The organism is Ruegeria sp. H6 (assembly GCF_056532975.1).
In genome coordinates, this window is sequence record NZ_JBQFOA010000021.1 from 1 (window position 1) to 15297 (window position 15297).

General features: G+C 59.5%; 13 protein-coding genes, 1 other RNA gene and 1 riboswitch. Of the genes, 9 read left to right on the forward strand and 5 right to left on the reverse strand.

Annotation, left to right across the window (positions count from 1 at the left end):
* Positions 1-133: 133 nt before the first annotated feature.
* Positions 134-1894 carry a DNA polymerase III subunit gamma/tau gene (locus ACR0AG_RS21455; RefSeq protein ID WP_480842596.1) on the reverse strand — a complete coding sequence of 587 codons (1761 nt, stop codon included), beginning with the start codon at positions 1892-1894 and terminating at the stop codon, positions 134-136.
* 171 nt (positions 1895-2065) lie between these two features.
* On the opposite strand from ACR0AG_RS21455, the gene ACR0AG_RS21460 reads away from it, so the two are divergent.
* Complete coding sequence (locus tag ACR0AG_RS21460) at positions 2066-2569, forward strand: protein-tyrosine phosphatase family protein (protein WP_480842598.1); 504 nt, start codon at positions 2066-2068, stop codon at positions 2567-2569.
* On the opposite strand, the gene ACR0AG_RS21465 is transcribed toward ACR0AG_RS21460, so the two are convergent.
* Positions 2570-2977 (reverse strand): hypothetical protein, encoded by a 408-nt coding sequence (locus ACR0AG_RS21465; RefSeq protein WP_480842600.1) that lies wholly within the window; start codon positions 2975-2977, stop codon positions 2570-2572.
* Positions 2978-3066: 89 nt separating this feature from the next.
* Positions 3067-3285, reverse strand: a riboswitch (cobalamin riboswitch).
* A gap of 98 nt (positions 3286-3383) precedes the next feature.
* Here ACR0AG_RS21465 and ACR0AG_RS21470 point away from each other — a divergent pair.
* A complete protein-coding gene (locus ACR0AG_RS21470; RefSeq protein ID WP_480842602.1) occupies positions 3384-4277 on the forward strand; it encodes an alpha/beta hydrolase family protein in 894 nt (297 codons plus the stop codon).
* Between the two features lie 15 nt (positions 4278-4292).
* Here ACR0AG_RS21470 and ffs read toward each other — a convergent pair.
* Positions 4293-4391, reverse strand: an RNA gene (gene ffs, locus ACR0AG_RS21475) — signal recognition particle sRNA small type.
* A gap of 39 nt (positions 4392-4430) precedes the next feature.
* Positions 4431-6323 (reverse strand): bifunctional 2',3'-cyclic-nucleotide 2'-phosphodiesterase/3'-nucleotidase, encoded by a 1893-nt coding sequence (locus ACR0AG_RS21480; RefSeq protein WP_480842604.1) that lies wholly within the window; start codon positions 6321-6323, stop codon positions 4431-4433.
* Positions 6324-6478: 155 nt separating this feature from the next.
* On the opposite strand from ACR0AG_RS21480, the gene nudC reads away from it, so the two are divergent.
* Together nudC and ACR0AG_RS21490 are read left to right on the forward strand one after the other, a co-directional pair.
* On the forward strand, positions 6479-7462 hold the full coding sequence (gene nudC / locus ACR0AG_RS21485) for an NAD(+) diphosphatase (protein ID WP_480842606.1): 984 nt from the start codon (positions 6479-6481) through the stop codon (positions 7460-7462).
* A gap of 42 nt (positions 7463-7504) precedes the next feature.
* Positions 7505-7969 carry an SRPBCC family protein gene (locus ACR0AG_RS21490; RefSeq protein WP_480842608.1) on the forward strand — a complete coding sequence of 155 codons (465 nt, stop codon included), beginning with the start codon at positions 7505-7507 and terminating at the stop codon, positions 7967-7969.
* Between the two features lie 10 nt (positions 7970-7979).
* Here the strand turns inward: ACR0AG_RS21490 and ACR0AG_RS21495 are convergent, their stop codons facing one another.
* On the reverse strand, positions 7980-8813 hold the full coding sequence (locus tag ACR0AG_RS21495; RefSeq protein ID WP_480842610.1) for a prephenate dehydratase: 834 nt from the start codon (positions 8811-8813) through the stop codon (positions 7980-7982).
* Between the two features lie 120 nt (positions 8814-8933).
* Between ACR0AG_RS21495 and ACR0AG_RS21500 the strand changes: the two genes are divergently transcribed.
* The 5 genes from ACR0AG_RS21500 to ACR0AG_RS21520 all read left to right on the forward strand — a co-directional run bounded on the left by ACR0AG_RS21500 (position 8934) and on the right by ACR0AG_RS21520 (position 15296).
* The gene (locus ACR0AG_RS21500) at positions 8934-9440 is read left to right on the forward strand and encodes a c-type cytochrome (protein ID WP_480842670.1); all 507 of its coding nucleotides are present in this window, start codon (positions 8934-8936) and stop codon (positions 9438-9440) included.
* A 174-nt stretch (positions 9441-9614) separates the two neighbouring features.
* A complete protein-coding gene (locus ACR0AG_RS21505) occupies positions 9615-11519 on the forward strand; it encodes an extracellular solute-binding protein (protein WP_480842612.1) in 1905 nt (634 codons plus the stop codon).
* Position 11520: 1 nt separating this feature from the next.
* Positions 11521-12615, forward strand: a complete 1095-nt coding sequence (locus ACR0AG_RS21510) for a microcin C ABC transporter permease YejB (protein WP_480842614.1) — start codon at positions 11521-11523, stop codon at positions 12613-12615.
* Positions 12616-13722, forward strand: coding sequence for an ABC transporter permease (locus ACR0AG_RS21515; RefSeq protein WP_480842616.1), 1107 nt, complete (start codon positions 12616-12618; stop codon positions 13720-13722).
* Positions 13719-15296 carry an ABC transporter ATP-binding protein gene (locus ACR0AG_RS21520; RefSeq protein ID WP_480842618.1) on the forward strand — a complete coding sequence of 526 codons (1578 nt, stop codon included), beginning with the start codon at positions 13719-13721 and terminating at the stop codon, positions 15294-15296. Before ACR0AG_RS21515 ends, ACR0AG_RS21520 begins: the two co-directional genes overlap by 4 nt.
* Position 15297 lies beyond the last annotated feature (1 nt).

Consider the following 15297-nt stretch of genomic DNA (forward strand, 5'->3'; position numbering starts at 1 on the left):
GTCCTCACGTTGGGCCCGGCAGCGCGCGGGCAATGCCCGCGCGCTCCCGGGCCCAAGGTTGCTCAGGGTCATTGGCGTCAGCCGATGGCCCGTGGCAAGCGCGGGAGCATACGGATTTGTACTGTGAGGGCGCTCAATCCTCCTCGAACGGGTCCCATTCGTCTTCAACCTCGGGCAGCGCCTCGGTTTCGATTTGGGCAGCGCGTTGTTCGGGGGTTTCAATCTTGGTGATCCGCGCTTTGGGGAATTGGGCCAAGACCGCTTGAACCAGCGGGTGTTCCGTGGCTTCGGCCTTGAGCGCAAGCTCTGTCGCGTCGCGGGTTTCGGCGATTGTGGGCGCGTCGCCGTTGGAAACGATGGAAACGGCCCAGCGATTGCCGGTCCAGCGTTGCAGCGATGATCCGAGCTTGGCTGCCAGATCGGTGGGTGCGCGGTCGGTGGGCGTGAACTCGATCCGTCCCGGTTGGTACGAGACGAGGCGCACGCTGTTTTCCACTTCAACCAGCAGTTTGACGTCCCGGTTCGAGCGGATGAGTTCGACCACATGCTCAAACGTCGGGTACCGCGCCAGGGCGGTTTGCACATCCTGCGCCAGCGCGGCCGTTGGTGCGCCAGCGCCGCCTTGTGGGGCAGCTTGGTAGGCTGGCCGTGCCACCGCTTGCGGTTGCGCCGAAGCGGGCGCTGCGGCTGTCATCCCACCGCCCGGCCCACCGTTCGGCGGTGGGTTGGGCATATCCTGCAGCCGTTTGATCAGTTCCTCGGGGCTGGGCAGGTCGGCCACATGGGTCAGGCGGATAACGGCCATTTCTGCGGCCATCATGGCGTTGGGTGCGGCCGAGACCTCTTCGAGGGCTTTCAGCAGCATCTGCCACATCCGGGTCAGGACACGCATTGGCAGCGCTTCGGCCATTTGCTGGCCACGGGCGCGTTCATCGGGGGAAACAGTTGGATCTTCGGCAGCGTCCGGTGTGATTTTCACGACCGAGACCCAATGGGTGATCTCGGCCAGATCGCGCAGCACGGCCAGCGGATCGGCCCCTTCGGCATATTGCGCGCTCAGTTCGGTCAGAGCACCGGCCGCATCGCCGCGCAGGATCATGTCCATCAGGTCCAGAACACGGCCGCGATCTGCAAGACCCAGCATTGCACGCACTTGATCCGCGCTGGTTTCTCCGGCGCCATGCGAAATCGCCTGATCCAGCAATGATGTCGCGTCGCGGGCCGAACCTTCGGCTGCGCGGGTGATCAACGCCAGTGCATCCTCGGCGATCTGCGCGCCTTCCGCATCGGCGATCTTGCGCAAGAGGCCGATCATATCCTCGGGTTCGATCCGGCGCAGGTCGAACCGCTGGCAGCGGGACAGAACGGTGACCGGAACCTTGCGAATCTCGGTCGTGGCAAAGATGAACTTCACATGTTCGGGCGGTTCCTCAAGCGTCTTGAGCAGCGCGTTGAACGCGCTGGTCGATAGCATGTGGACCTCGTCGATGATATAGATCTTGTAGCGAGCGCTGGCGGCGCGATAGCGGACGCTGTCGATGATCTCGCGAATGTCGTTCACACCGGTGCGGCTGGCGGCGTCCATTTCCATCACGTCGACATGGCGGCCTTCCATGATGGCGGTGCAGTGTTCGCAAACACCGCAAGGTTCGGTTGTGGGTCCGCCATTGCCATCAGGCCCGATGCAGTTCATCCCCTTGGCGATGATCCGGGCGGTTGTGGTTTTGCCAGTGCCCCGGATGCCGGTCATGACAAAAGCCTGCGCGATGCGATCGGCCTCGAACGCGTTTTTCAGCGTGCGCACCATCGCGTCCTGTCCAACGAGGTCGGCAAAGGTCTCGGGGCGGTATTTGCGGGCGAGAACCTGATAGGCGGGGCTGGTCTGTTCGGTCATGTCTGCTCGGGTCGGATTCGGGACGTCGCCACAGCGTAGTGACCGCCGCTGTCCGCGTCCACAGGCGGTTGCCACGATTTTTGTTTTGGAATGTCTGGCTGTGGGGTTAGTATCCGGCGCTTATAGAATGGCACATAGATTTTCTGATCAACGTTTCGGGGGGAACGTAGAATGTCTGAGATCGTTATTCACGCGCTTCAGGTTGGCGGCGGAACGCTTGCGCTGACATCGATGCCGGGGCGTGGTGGCAACTATCCGAGTGATCTGGATGCAGTAGCGGGATGGAAGCCGGGTCTGATTCTGTCGATGGCCACCGAGGTCGAGATGATTCTGGACGGGGCCCGGGATTTTGGCGCTGACGTGCGCAGCCGGGCATGCCGATGGGTTCATCTGCCGGTCGAAGACTACGGCACACCCTGCGCCGAGGTGAATGCGCGCTGGGCGGAGGCCAGCGCTGCGGCGCGCCACGCCCTGTCTGGCGGCGGGCGCGTTCTGATCCATTGCAAAGGCGGTTGCGGCCGGTCCGGCATGGCCGTTCTGCGCCTGATGGTGGAATGCGGTGAGCATCCTGACGCCGCGCTGGAGAGGCTGCGCGCCCTGCGCCCTTGCGCCGTGGAAACCGACGAACAGATGCAGTGGGCCACCGTTCCAGCGGGCGCTTTGGTCGCTGAATAATCAGGTTGTCGGACGGCACTCGGCCGTCATCGGCGCATCTTGTGACAGGGCCAGTGCTTCGAGCATCGCAAGCGGGGGTTTGGGCAGGAAATCTACCGGGATGGCGCGTGCTTCGGTGCCAAACAACAGATCAGCGTAATCGTCCAGCTTTGATGTTTCGATAACCGGATCAGTGCCACAGAATACTCTGATTTCATCGGCCCGCGCCCGGAACCGAGCGGTGCAGCCGTGGGCGCAGAACCTCAGTTCGCTGCTGCCTTCGATTTCGAAATCAGAGCTGGTGGCCGGGGCGGCCTCGGTTATCGAAGTGGCCAGAGCACGGGCCACCTGAGCCAGTGCGGGACATGTTTTGCCGGTCCGTTGGCAGATTGTTGCCGAGAATTGGTGCGTCTTTGTCTTCCAGATCACGTCGCGCCCTCCGCGCAGTGAGCGGGGATTTGGATCGGGGAAAATCGCGCGGTGCGATCAGACCCTGCCCAGGCGCCCCGCCCGAGTTTCGGTTACAGTCTCTGATGGCAGGTCTCCTGACTTGCGGGTCGCTGCGTTGCCGACCTTCCCAGCCTTGCGGCCAGTGGTGTTTCGGCATTGCTCTCCGCCTACAGTTGCGGGGGCAGTCGCGGATTTGGTTGTGCCGGAATGTCCGAGCAGAACCGTACCGTGTTCCCTTTTCATCCCGACCCGGATTGGGTGCGGGAACCATCGCCTCATCGCTAGCGGGTTGCAGGGCCTCGAGTCAAGTCCGGGCCGTGGGTCGACGCGAGGTCATCTGCTGGGGTTCTTGACTCTGCGGTTCAATCCGTGCCGATTGAAGAAAGTGAACTGTTTGGTTCAGATTGCGTCGGGGGATCAGATGCTGGACACCCAGCGCCAAGTCGAGGTCGAAGACTTTTGGTTTCCGTCCGGATCAGCCACCCTGTCCGCGCGGTTGTATCGTCCGCTGGTCGAGCCCGAAACTGTAGTGGTTCTGAACAGTGCGACCGGCGTGCCGCGCGACTATTATAAGCATTTCGCTCAATGGCTGGCGCGGGACCGGGGGATCGCCTGCCTGACCTATGATTACAGCGGATTTGGGCATTCGCTGACCGATCGAATGCGGGATGCCACCGTCACGATGTCTGATTGGGCCTTGGTGGATATGCCTGCGGCGCGGGCCGAAATGCGCCGCCGGTATCCAATGGCGCAGCAGTGGACGATCGGGCATTCAATTGGCGGTATGCTGGGACCGATCCAGCCGGATGTTGCACAGATCGACCGGTTGATTTGCGTGTGTTCCGGATTGGTGACGCTGTCCGACCACCCCTGGCCTTGTCGCGCGTTGGCCGCATTGTTCTGGTATGGCCACGTTCCGGTTCTGACACGGGCGCTGGGGTATCTGCCGGGAAGGGCGGTGGGCTTTGGCCAGGATTTGCCTGCCCGGGTCTATTGGCAATGGCGCAGATGGTGCACCAACCCGCTGAACTATGTGCCCGAGATCGGGAGCGAACTGCCGGAAGTGACGTGGTCCGATACCGCCGGATCGGTTGATCTGATCACCTTTGCCGATGATGAGATGGTTCCGCCGCAGGCCGTTTGGCGCCTGGCGGAGCTGTTTGGCCCCGGCGCGCGGCGGCATCTGATTGATCCGCAAGAGCATGGGTTGCAGACGTTAGGCCATATCGGAGCATTCGCACGGCGCAATTCAGCCATCTGGCCGCGTTTGATCGCCTGAACAGTGGGGAAATCGAGGTGAGAGGTTGGACATCGACCCAAGCGGGGCTCGTTGTGGCTGCTTCCTTCCGGACCTGACCAGGTTGGCGAGGCGCTCGCCCGCGCCAACCTCTCGCAGAGTGATATAGGCGCGTGGCCCGGAAATGGCAAGCGGTCACAAGCTGAGCTGAACCTGCAGGAATCCGTCCTTGTCGAGGCCCAGATCCTGGGGCGCAAACTCAGCCAGTTCGGTCAGGAACCGACGGGCTTTGGGACCTGTGCGCAATATCGCCTGCTCACCACCGAGCGGGGTAAATGAAAACGGTGGCCGCAACTGATCGGGTTGCAGGTCGCTTGCGTGGGCGGTGATATAATCGCTCAGCTGGTCCCGGATGTTCAGCATTGGCAGGTCCAGGGTTTGCGCCTGTTGCGCTATGGGGAAATGCCCACCGCCATTGGCCCGATAGTTGTTCATCGCCACAAGAAACCTTTGATCTGCAGTCACTTGCCGGGCGTTGTAGGTCAGGTTGCGTATGCGCGAGTGATCAGGATTGATCACGCGGCCAAGCGCGTCGAACCGGGCGGGTTGCGACAGGTCGATTTCATAAGTGAGGCCATAGATGGCATCGAAATTATGCCCGGTGCGTGTAGGATCGATCAGATCGGACGTAACATGCGGCACGATCTGGTTATAAATCCCGGCCGACATGTCCAGCCAATCCCTGATCTGCGCGCCTGTTGCCAGTACAGCGCAGAGCGTGTTGGGAAACACATGCATATCCGCCAGATGACGCAGAGAGATATCTCCGGCCGGGACATCCGAATAGTAATCCGGCCCGGCGCGCCCGCCGAACTTGCACGGCGCTGTTGCAGAAAGAATCGGCAGGTCCGCAAGCGGCCCGGTTACCATTGGTCGCAATGCGGCCACCTGCGCTGCGGCCACAAGGGCCATTCCCCTGTCTTCGGCACAATATGAGAAATAGCTGTGTATCGGGTCTTTGATGCGGGCAATAGGCCGGCCCATCAGCACTCGCGTCGCCGCATGACCTTTGGCCACAATCTCCGTCACTTCGGGATCTTCAGGCACGGATGCCGCAGGCGCGATGGGCTGAGCGCAGGTTTCCGTCGCAACGATCTTCCAACCGGCAGTCTCGCGCCGCAGTTCCAGGTCGACAACGCCCAGATACGCCCCCGCCCAGCCGGGCATGACGGTTGGCGTGCCGTGGATCAATCCTTTGACATGATCCACGTGCGCCAGATTTTCATGGGCTTGACCGGGTAGCGTCAGATGCGTGTGGCCTGCAATGACAACATCAATGTCGGGCAGGGCGGCCAGCGGAACAGCGGCATTTTCCAGCCCCTTTTCAGCTTCAGTTTGCCCAAGGCCCGTATGGGCCAGCGCGATCACCAAATCGCAACCTTGTTGACGCAAGGCGCTGGCTTCGTCCCGCGCAGAGGTCAGGATATCCGTTGTTCGGACCTTGCCTGCGATCAGATGGGCCTCCCATAACTCGGTCTGTGGCGGCAAGACAGAGAAGACGCCGATCTGGATCGGAGCCGAAACCCCACGGCAGACCAACTGGCGTTTCAGAACCGCGTGGCGGCACCATGATTGTGCGCCGGTTACACAATGCGCGTTGCTGCACAGGACCGGATAGGGGGCTTGTCCCACCACAGCATCCAAAAAAGGCAGGCCAAACCCGAAATCATGGTTGCCCAGTCCAACCGCGTCGTAACCCAGCGCCGTAAAGGCCGCCACCAGCGGGTGAGGATGATCGAGGTTTTCCGATGCCCATTCTCCCATCGGTCCGCCTTGCAAGGCGTCGCCATTGTCAAACAGTAGAACCAGTGCATCTTCGCTTTCGGCCTTCTCACGCGCTTGGCGGATCAGGGTTGCGGTGCGGGTCAGTCCTATTCTGGGGTCGTCTCGGTCACCGTAATAGTCGAATGACGTCAAGTGCATGTGCAGATCAGAAGTTGCCAAAATCCGAATTCGGGCCGTTGAACGCGTGTCGGAACCTGTTGAAAAATAACGCGGGGTGTTCACTTGATCTTCTTCTGACTGCATTAGCTATTTGCTTTTCGCTCAAAAGCGGTACGAGCGCAATTGCTGCCCGTTTGCAAAATTCCCCGCAGTCGCGTCTTTGTGTTTCTGACTGTTTCCCGTTGCGCTGAACCAAAAGACATGGCAGCCCTCGGTCCGATGATCCGGGGAAAAGAAGAATGATACGCGCAGAACATGTAACCTTTGGCGGCTCTGGCCTGGATCGAGCCGCCCATATCCGAGGTGACGCCGATCGCCTGAAACAAGCGCTACAGGATCCCAATGCCCGTTCCCTTATTCTTTGGCGCGGCAAGCTGTTGGTTCAGGGCGAGGCGCTAGACCAATTGGCGCTGATCCCGATGACGCATGACCTTTTGCAGAACGGTCCGGGCGGCATAATCGAAACCCCGTTGTTTCTGGGTCGGACCGACGCAGGTGACCCATTATTCGCAACAGATATATCGAACTGGGCTGCCGAAGGGCTGGATCTGAACGGGGTCGGGGATTTTGTCGACCGCAACGAACAACAGCACCCGGATTTGCCCAAAGGGCAGGTGTTTGCCGAATTGCGGCGCATCATGACACACCTGTCCGCGCGCGATGCTGAATTGGCGGCAACCGCCAAAGCGGTCATCGGGTGGCACCAAACCCACGGTTTCTGTGCCAAATGCGGCGCCAAAAGCGACGTGACGCAAGGTGGATGGCAACGAAGCTGCCCGGTTTGCAACGCCCAGCATTTTCCAAGAACGGACCCGGTTGTCATCATGCTGATCACGCATGACAATTCCGTTCTGGTGGGGCGCTCTCCGGGCTGGCCCGAGGGTATGTATTCGCTGTTGGCGGGGTTTGTGGAACCGGGTGAGACGCTTGAGGCGGCCGTGCGCCGCGAAGTGCTGGAAGAGGCCGGGGTGACCGTTGGAGCGGTTCAGTACCTGGCCAGCCAACCCTGGCCCTTCCCGGCCTCGTTGATGATGGGGTGCGCGGGTCAGGCCACCACGCGTGAGATAAAAATTGATCCGGTCGAGATCGAAGATGCAATGTGGGTCAGCCGATCCGAGATGATGCAGGTCTTTGCGGGCGAACACCCGGGGATGTTGCCCGCGCGAAAAGGGGCGATTGCGCATTTTTTGCTGCAGCATTGGCTTGCGGACACATTGGATTGACGGTTAACCGAACCTTAGGCAAGCGCAAAGAAAAAGAGAAACATGCAGTTTTCAGCTCGGGAAGATATCGAAGCGCCGGTGCAGACGGTCTTTGCCATGCTCTCTGACTTTGATCGATTTGAGCGCATGGCGATGCGGCGCGGGGTCGAGGTTCGGCGCATGGGGCAGCAGGGCGATCTTGCCGGAACCACCTGGGAGACCGAGTTCAAAATGCGCGGCCGGATGCGCCAATTCGTCGTTGTTCTTGAGGAATGCGATCAGCCGACCCTGATGCGGTTCGAAGCCAGCAGCAAGGGCATGCGGGGCAGCACTGTGGTCGAGCTGTTGGCCCTGTCCTCCCGACGCACGAGGCTGGATGTGAACCTGACGCTGGCCGCCAAAACACTGCCCGCACGGCTTGTGCTACAGTCGCTGAAACTGGGTCAGTCGCGTTTTCGGCGTCAGTTTCAGCAACGACTGAGCGATTTCGCCCGCGAATTGGAAGATCGCACGGCGCACGGCATTTGAGCAGGCAGCTTTACCCGCGCGGACGGGCCGCCGGATACACGCCCAGAATTTCGACATTGGTGGTGAAATGCTGCAGCTCATCCATGGCAAGTTGCACATTCCGGTCGTCAGGGTGACCGACAATGTCGGCATAAAACCGTGTGGCGGTGAAGGATCCGTCGACCATGTAGCTTTCCAGCTTTGTCATGTTGATGCCATTGGTCGCAAACCCGCCCATCGCCTTGTAAAGGGCTGCGGGGATGTTGCGCACCTGAAACATGAAGCTGGTGATCATCCCATGTTCACCGCGGCGCGTGGTATCCGCCTCGCGGGACATGACAAGGAAACGGGTCGTATTGTTGCTCTGATCTTCGATGTGGCGCGCCAGAACGTTCAGCCCATAGATTTCCCCGGCCAACTCACTGGCCAACGCCGCCGAGTGCTTGTCGCCCAGTTCAGCCACCTCGCGCGCGGCGCGGGCATTGTCGGGGCTGACGCGACCGCGAATACCGTGGTCTTGCAGGAACCGCGCACATTGCGGCAGCAGCACCAGATGGGAATGCGCCTCGGTGATATCGTCCAGCGTTGCACCCGGAACCGCCAGCACGTTGATATGGACCCGAACGAATGCTTCTTCGATGATATGCAGCCCGCTATGGGGTAGCAGCCGGTGGATATCCGCCACCCGGCCATAGGTCGTGTTCTCGACCGGAAGCATCGCCAAATCCGCCTCGCCCGAGCGGACCGATTCGATCACATCCTCGAATGTTCGGCACGGCAGGGCATCCATTTCGGGTCTGGCATTGCGGCAAGCCTCATGACTGTAGGCGCCGGGTTCTCCCTGAAAAGCAATACGATTGGTCATATGGTCGATTCCGTGCAACAAGTTCGCGAATTGGGCGTTTCGTCGCGGTGTCTATACCTTGCCTCTCGCAAGTGGAAGCCTTAGACCTCTGCCCAGACAGCTGAAATGGACACGCGATCAATGTTCGACACGATGACAGTAACCAAGGCCGCCGCCGGCCTGTTCGGCACTTTCCTGGTGCTTCTTCTCGTAAAATGGGCCAGCGATGAGCTCTATCATGTCGGTGGGCATGGTGAGGCCGCATATATCATCGAAACCGAAAGCTCGGGCGAGAGTGCAGACGGGGAAGAGGTCGTGTTCGAAGACATGCTTGCCGCTGCCGATCCCGAAAAGGGCGCACGCGTATTCCGCAAGTGCACGGCATGCCACAAACTGGAAGACGGCGCGAACGGCACTGGTCCTTACCTCTTTGGCATTGTGAACCGCCCCGTTGCATCCGCAAAAGGCTTCACCGGCTATTCGCCTGCCATGCAGGCCCATGGCGGCAACTGGACACCCGAGGCGCTGGATGCCTTCGTAGAAAAACCCAGTGCCTATATCTCGGGAACATCCATGAGCTTTGCTGGCCTGAGAAAGCCGCAAGAGCGCGCCGACCTGATTGCCTATCTGCAAACCATCGGAAACTGATCCGAAGTTCAGAATCGACATCTTCAAGGCCGCTGCCCAATGCAGCGGCCTTAATTTTTGTCTAAGTTTATCTTCACAATGTGTTCACGCATTCTAAACTTGCAACTGTCAGAGGTGGCCATTTAGCTGGCGGACGCGACATTGAAGATGAAACAGACCCGAAGGATGATCCAGATGAAGTCCCATATGCCTGCAATGCGCGCATCGACAATCCGGCCATTGGCACTCGCATTAGGCATCACAGGGGCAATAGCTTTTGGGTCCGCATCTTACGGGGCCGAAGAAAAGACCATCACCAGCCATGGTTATTCGTATTTCGGGAACCTGGACTACCCCGCGGATTACGAACATCTGGACTATGTCAATCCTGACGCCCCCAAGGGCGGAGAGCTTTCGCTGGCCGCGTCAGGTACGTTTGATTCCCTGAACCCCTATTCCCGAAAGGGACGGCCGGGGGCGCTGACCACTTTGCAATATGATCGCCTGTTTGAAAGCGCAGATGACAGCGTCGGTCAGTATTATGGCGTTCTGGCGGAAAGCCTCGAATATGACGAGGGGCGCAACTATGTCATCTTCCATCTGCGTCCCGAGGCGACGTTCTGGGACGGCAGCCCGGTGACGGCTGAAGATGTGGTCTACAGTCACCGTTTGTTCATCGAACAGGGCCTGCCGTCTTATGCGCAAGCCGTTGGCCGGATGGTCACGGGCGCCGAGGCACTGGATGATCACACCGTCAAGTTCACCTTCAACCCCGAAGTCACACGCCGCAGCCTGATTGAAACCGTTGGTGCGACACCTGTGTTCTCCAAAGCGTGGTTTGAGGCGGACGAGTCGCGCCGGCTGGACGAGCCGCGCCTAGAGGTTGCGGTGGGGTCGGGCCCCTACAAGCTGGACAGCTACGATATCAACCGTCGGATCGTCTATAAGCGCCGCGACGATTACTGGGGCGAGGATTTGCCGTTCAACCGCGGACGCAACAACTTTGACACCATTCGGGTCGAGTATTTTGCCGATCAGACCGCCGCGTTCGAAGGTTTCAAAGCTGGCGAATACACGATGCGCATCGAAAGCGACCCAAAGCTTTGGGCAACCGGCTACGATTTTCCGAAGTTGGACGAGGGCAGCGTGGTGCGGGACGAGATTGTCGATGGCAGCCCGCCGTCGCCTTCGGGCTTTGTGTTCAATCTGGGCAGGCCGCAATTTGCTGACAAGAACGTGCGCAAGGCCCTGGCCTTGGCGTTTAACTTCGAATGGGCCAACGAATCGCTGCTATTCGGTCTGAACTCACCGCGCAATTCGTTCATTCAGGGCACTCCGCTTGAGGCGACCGGTGTGCCGGAAGGTGCCGAACTGGCATTCATCGAAACGCTGGGCGATGTCGTGCCCGAGGATTTTCTGACCGAAGAAGCGGTCGTGGTTCACGAATCCAACCCGGCGCGGCTGAATGATCGCCGCAACCTGCGGAAAGCGTCCAAAGCCCTGGATGAGGCCGGCTGGCCGGTCGGCGAAGGTAACCTGCGACGCAACGCCGAAGGGCAAACCCTGAAGATCAACATCCCCTATCCGTCGAACCTGCCAACCTCGACGGCGACGATGATCGAAACCTATGTTCAGAACCTGCAGGCCATTGGTGTTGATGCCTCGGCAGAAAAGGTAGACCCGGCGCAATACACGCTGCGCAGTCGCGAGCGGGACTACGACATGGTTTATTCAACCCGCTATGGCACATTCCTGTCGACAGGGGGCGGTCTGAGCCAGATGTACGGATCGGAAGAGGCGGCCTTCAGCCTGTTCAATCCGGCTGGTTTGGCCAGCCCGTTGGTTGATGCCATCATCGAAGCGTCGTTTGAAACCGACAATCAAGCGGATCAGGACACGGCCCTTATGGCGCTGGACCGGGCCTTGCGGTATGAGTTCTTCGTCATCCCCGTGGGCTTTATCGCAGATTATTGGACCTCATACTACGACATGTACGAATACCCCGAAAACCTTCCTCCGTACTCGCTGGGGCACTTGGATCTGTGGTGGATCAACCCGGACAAAGAGGCGGAGCTAAAGGCGAAAGGCGCTCTGCGGTAACATGGGCGCCTATATTCTAAGACGCCTGCTGCTGGTCATCCCGACCCTTCTGGGCATCATGATCGTGAACTTTACCCTGGTACAATTTGTGCCGGGCGGACCGATCGAACAGATCATCGCGCAGATCGAAGGCCAAGGCGACGTTTTCGCAGGCTTCGCCGGTGGTGGAGACTCGGGCGCCGGGGCAGAGCCGGGCGGCGGCGTGTTTGACGACAAATATGTGGGCGCGCGCGGGTTGCCGCCGGAGTTTATTGCCGAACTGGAAAAGGAATTCGGCTTCGACAAGCCACCGCTGGAACGTTTCATCGGCATGATGGGCAACTACCTGACGCTGGATTTCGGCGACAGCTATTTCCGCTCGATCAGCGTGATTGATCTGGTGCTGGAAAAGATGCCGGTGTCGATCTCGCTGGGTCTGTGGTCGACGCTGATCGCCTATCTGGTGTCGATCCCGCTGGGCATTCGCAAGGCGGTCAAGGATGGATCGGCCTTTGATACCTGGACCAGTGGCACGATCATCGTGGCCTATGCCATTCCCGGTTTCCTGTTTGCCATTTTGCTGCTGGTTCTGTTTGCCGGGGGCTCCTATTGGCAGATATTCCCGCTGCGGGGGCTGACCTCGGACAATTGGGACAGCCTGAGCCTGTTCGGCAAGATCACGGACTATTTCTGGCATATCGCCCTGCCGATCATAGCGCTGACAATCTCGGCCTTTGCGACCCTAACGCTGCTGACCAAAAACTCGTTTCTGGATGAGATCAAGAAGCAATACGTCATGACCGCCCGCGCCAAAGGCCTGAGCGAGAGCAAGGTTCTTTACGGTCACGTCTTCCGCAACGCGATGCTGATCGTGATTGCTGGCTTCCCGGCAGTGTTCATAGGCGTGTTTTTTGGCGGTTCGATCATCATCGAGACGATCTTCTCGCTGGACGGTCTGGGCCGTCTAGGTTTTGAGGCTGCCGTGGCGCGCGACTATCCTGTGATCTTTGGCACGCTGTTCATATTTGGCCTGATGGGTCTGGTCGTCGGCATCATCAGCGATCTGATGTATGTGCTGGTCGACCCGCGCATCGATTTCGAGAAGCGGGAGGGGTAGATGGCGCTTTCCCCCCTCAACCAGCGTCGCTGGCGCAACTTCCGGCGCAATGGCCGGGCCTTCTGGTCATTGATCATCTTCTCGATCCTATTCGGGGTGTCGCTGTTTGCCGAGTTCATCGCCAACGACAAACCGATCCTCGTCAAATACCGCGGTGAGTTCTACACGCCGGTCTTCAACTTCTATGCCGAGACCGAGTTTGGCGGCGATTTCCAGACCGAGGCGATCTATCGCGACCCCGAGGTCATGTGTCTGATCGACAGTGGCGGGCTGGATCAGTGTTTTGATGACCCCGAAGGCATCATTGATGAGATCAAGGCGGGCACGTTTCAGGCCGAGGGCTTTGAACGCGGCTGGGCTGTCTGGCCGCTGATCCCCTATTCCTTCAACACCAGCGTGGATCGTCCTGGCGCGGCGCCCTTGCCGCCGAACGGTCAGAACCTGCTGGGCACTGATGACACGAAACGAGACGTTTTGGCACGCGTGATCTACGGCTTCCGATTGTCGATCCTGTTCACCTTGATCGTGACCGGTGCCGCCAGTCTGATCGGTATCTTCGCCGGTGCGATACAGGGCTTTTTTGGCGGCTGGCTTGATCTGATTTTCCAGCGGGTTATCGAGATCTGGTCGGCTACGCCCTCGCTCTACGTGATCATCATCATGTTCGCGATTCTGGGGCGAAGTTTCTGGCTGCTGGTCATCCTGATGATCCTGTTCAGTTGGACGGGGCTGGTGGGCGTGGTCCGGGCTGAATTCCTGCGGGCGCGGAACCTTGAATATGTCCGTGCCGCCCGGGCGCTGGGCGTTAGCAACATGACGATCATGTTCCGCCACATGTTGCCCAACGCGATGGTCGCGACGCTGACCTTCATGCCCTTCATCGTGACTGGCACCATCGGTGGTCTGGCCTCGCTGGATTTCCTTGGCTTCGGCCTGCCGTCTTCGGCCCCGTCACTGGGTGAGCTGACCTTGCAGGCGAAACAGAACCTGCAGGCCCCGTGGCTTGCCTTCACTGCGTTTTTCACCTTTGCCATCATGTTGTCGCTGCTGGTCTTCATATTCGAAGGCGTGCGGGATGCGTTTGATCCCAGAAAGACCTTCTCATGAGCCTTTTGGATGTGAACAACCTCAAGGTCTCGTTCAAACAGGACGGGCAGATGAGCGCGGCAGTCAAAGGTGTTTCGTTCACCGTCGACCGGGGCGAAACCGTTGCTCTGGTGGGCGAATCGGGTTCGGGCAAATCCGTCACTGCGCTCAGCACCGTGTCGCTGCTGGGCGAAAGTGCGCTGGTGGAAGGATCTGTCACATATGACGGGAAAGAGATGATCGGCGCCTCGGAAGATCGTCTGATGGACGTGCGCGGCAACGATATCAGCTTTATTTTTCAAGAGCCGATGACCTCTCTCAACCCGCTGCACACGATCCAGAAACAAATGGCCGAGTCGCTGGCCCTGCACCAGAACGTGACCGGCGACGACGCGCGCGGACGGATTGTTGAGTTGCTGACAAAGGTTGGCATCCGCGACCCCGAAGAACGTCTGGACAGCTATCCGCACCAATTGTCGGGCGGTCAGCGGCAGCGGGTCATGATCGCGATGGCGCTGGCCAACAAGCCGGATATCTTGATCGCGGACGAGCCGACAACGGCGCTGGATGTGACCATTCAGGCGCAGATCCTGGAGCTTCTGGCCGAGCTGCAGAAGTCCGAGAATATGGGAATGCTGTTCATCACTCATGATCTTGGCATCGTCCGCCGCATCGCGGATCGGGTCTGTGTGATGAAAGACGGCGAGATTGTCGAAACCGGTGTGACCACCGAGATTTTCGACAATCCGCAACACCCTTATACGCGCAAATTATTGGCCGCTGAACCTTCGGGCCACCCCGATCCGGTGACCCCAGACGCCGAAGAGGTCGCACGCACAGACCATCTCAAGGTATGGTTCCCGATCCAGCGCGGGTTTCTGAAACGCACGGTCGGCCATGTGAAAGCCGTCAATGACGCCACGCTGAGCGTGCGCGCAGGCGAGACGCTGGGGATCGTGGGCGAAAGCGGATCGGGCAAGACCACGCTGGCGCTGGCGATCATGCGGCTGATTGCGTCCGAAGGCGGGATCACCTTCCGCGATCAGGATGTGCGTCGCTGGTCCACGCGCGAATTGCGACGGCTACGCAAAGATATGCAGATCGTGTTTCAGGACCCGTTCGGCAGCCTCAGCCCGCGTATGACCTGTATGCAGATCATCGCCGAAGGATTGGCAATCCACAAAGTCGATCCGGGCCGTGAGCCGCGCGAATTGGTGGCCGAGGTAATGACCGAAGTGGGGCTAGACCCTGCCGCAATGGACCGCTATCCGCACGAGTTTTCAGGCGGTCAACGGCAACGCATCGCCATCGCCCGCGCCATGGTGCTGCGGCCCAAACTACTGGTTCTGGACGAGCCGACCAGTGCGCTGGACATGACCGTGCAGGTGCAGATCGTCGATCTGCTGCGCGATCTGCAACGCAAATACGGGTTGGCCTATCTGTTCATCAGCCACGACCTCAAGGTCGTGCGCGCCATGTCACACAACGTGATCGTTATGCGAAACGGCGACGTTGTAGAGATGGGCACTGCCGAAGATCTGTTCGAAAACGCCCAGACGGATTATACCCGCGAATTGATTGCGGCGGCGGGCTAAA

What these genes read in the sequence shown, in the direction of transcription:
- ACR0AG_RS21455 (WP_480842596.1), bottom strand. Translation starts at nt 1,894, where the DNA reads ATGACCGAACAGACCAGCCCCGCCTATCAGGTTCTCGCCCGCAAATAC.
- ACR0AG_RS21460 (WP_480842598.1), top strand. Translation starts at nt 2,066, where the DNA reads ATGTCTGAGATCGTTATTCACGCGCTTCAGGTTGGCGGCGGAACGCTT.
- ACR0AG_RS21480 (WP_480842604.1), bottom strand. Translation starts at nt 6,323, where the DNA reads ATGCAGTCAGAAGAAGATCAAGTGAACACCCCGCGTTATTTTTCAACA.
- nudC (WP_480842606.1), top strand. Translation starts at nt 6,479, where the DNA reads ATGATACGCGCAGAACATGTAACCTTTGGCGGCTCTGGCCTGGATCGA.
- ACR0AG_RS21490 (WP_480842608.1), top strand. Translation starts at nt 7,505, where the DNA reads ATGCAGTTTTCAGCTCGGGAAGATATCGAAGCGCCGGTGCAGACGGTC.
- ACR0AG_RS21495 (WP_480842610.1), bottom strand. Translation starts at nt 8,813, where the DNA reads ATGACCAATCGTATTGCTTTTCAGGGAGAACCCGGCGCCTACAGTCAT.
- ACR0AG_RS21500 (WP_480842670.1), top strand. Translation starts at nt 8,934, where the DNA reads ATGTTCGACACGATGACAGTAACCAAGGCCGCCGCCGGCCTGTTCGGC.
- ACR0AG_RS21505 (WP_480842612.1), top strand. Translation starts at nt 9,615, where the DNA reads ATGAAGTCCCATATGCCTGCAATGCGCGCATCGACAATCCGGCCATTG.
- ACR0AG_RS21510 (WP_480842614.1), top strand. Translation starts at nt 11,521, where the DNA reads ATGGGCGCCTATATTCTAAGACGCCTGCTGCTGGTCATCCCGACCCTT.
- ACR0AG_RS21515 (WP_480842616.1), top strand. Translation starts at nt 12,616, where the DNA reads ATGGCGCTTTCCCCCCTCAACCAGCGTCGCTGGCGCAACTTCCGGCGC.
- ACR0AG_RS21520 (WP_480842618.1), top strand. Translation starts at nt 13,719, where the DNA reads ATGAGCCTTTTGGATGTGAACAACCTCAAGGTCTCGTTCAAACAGGAC.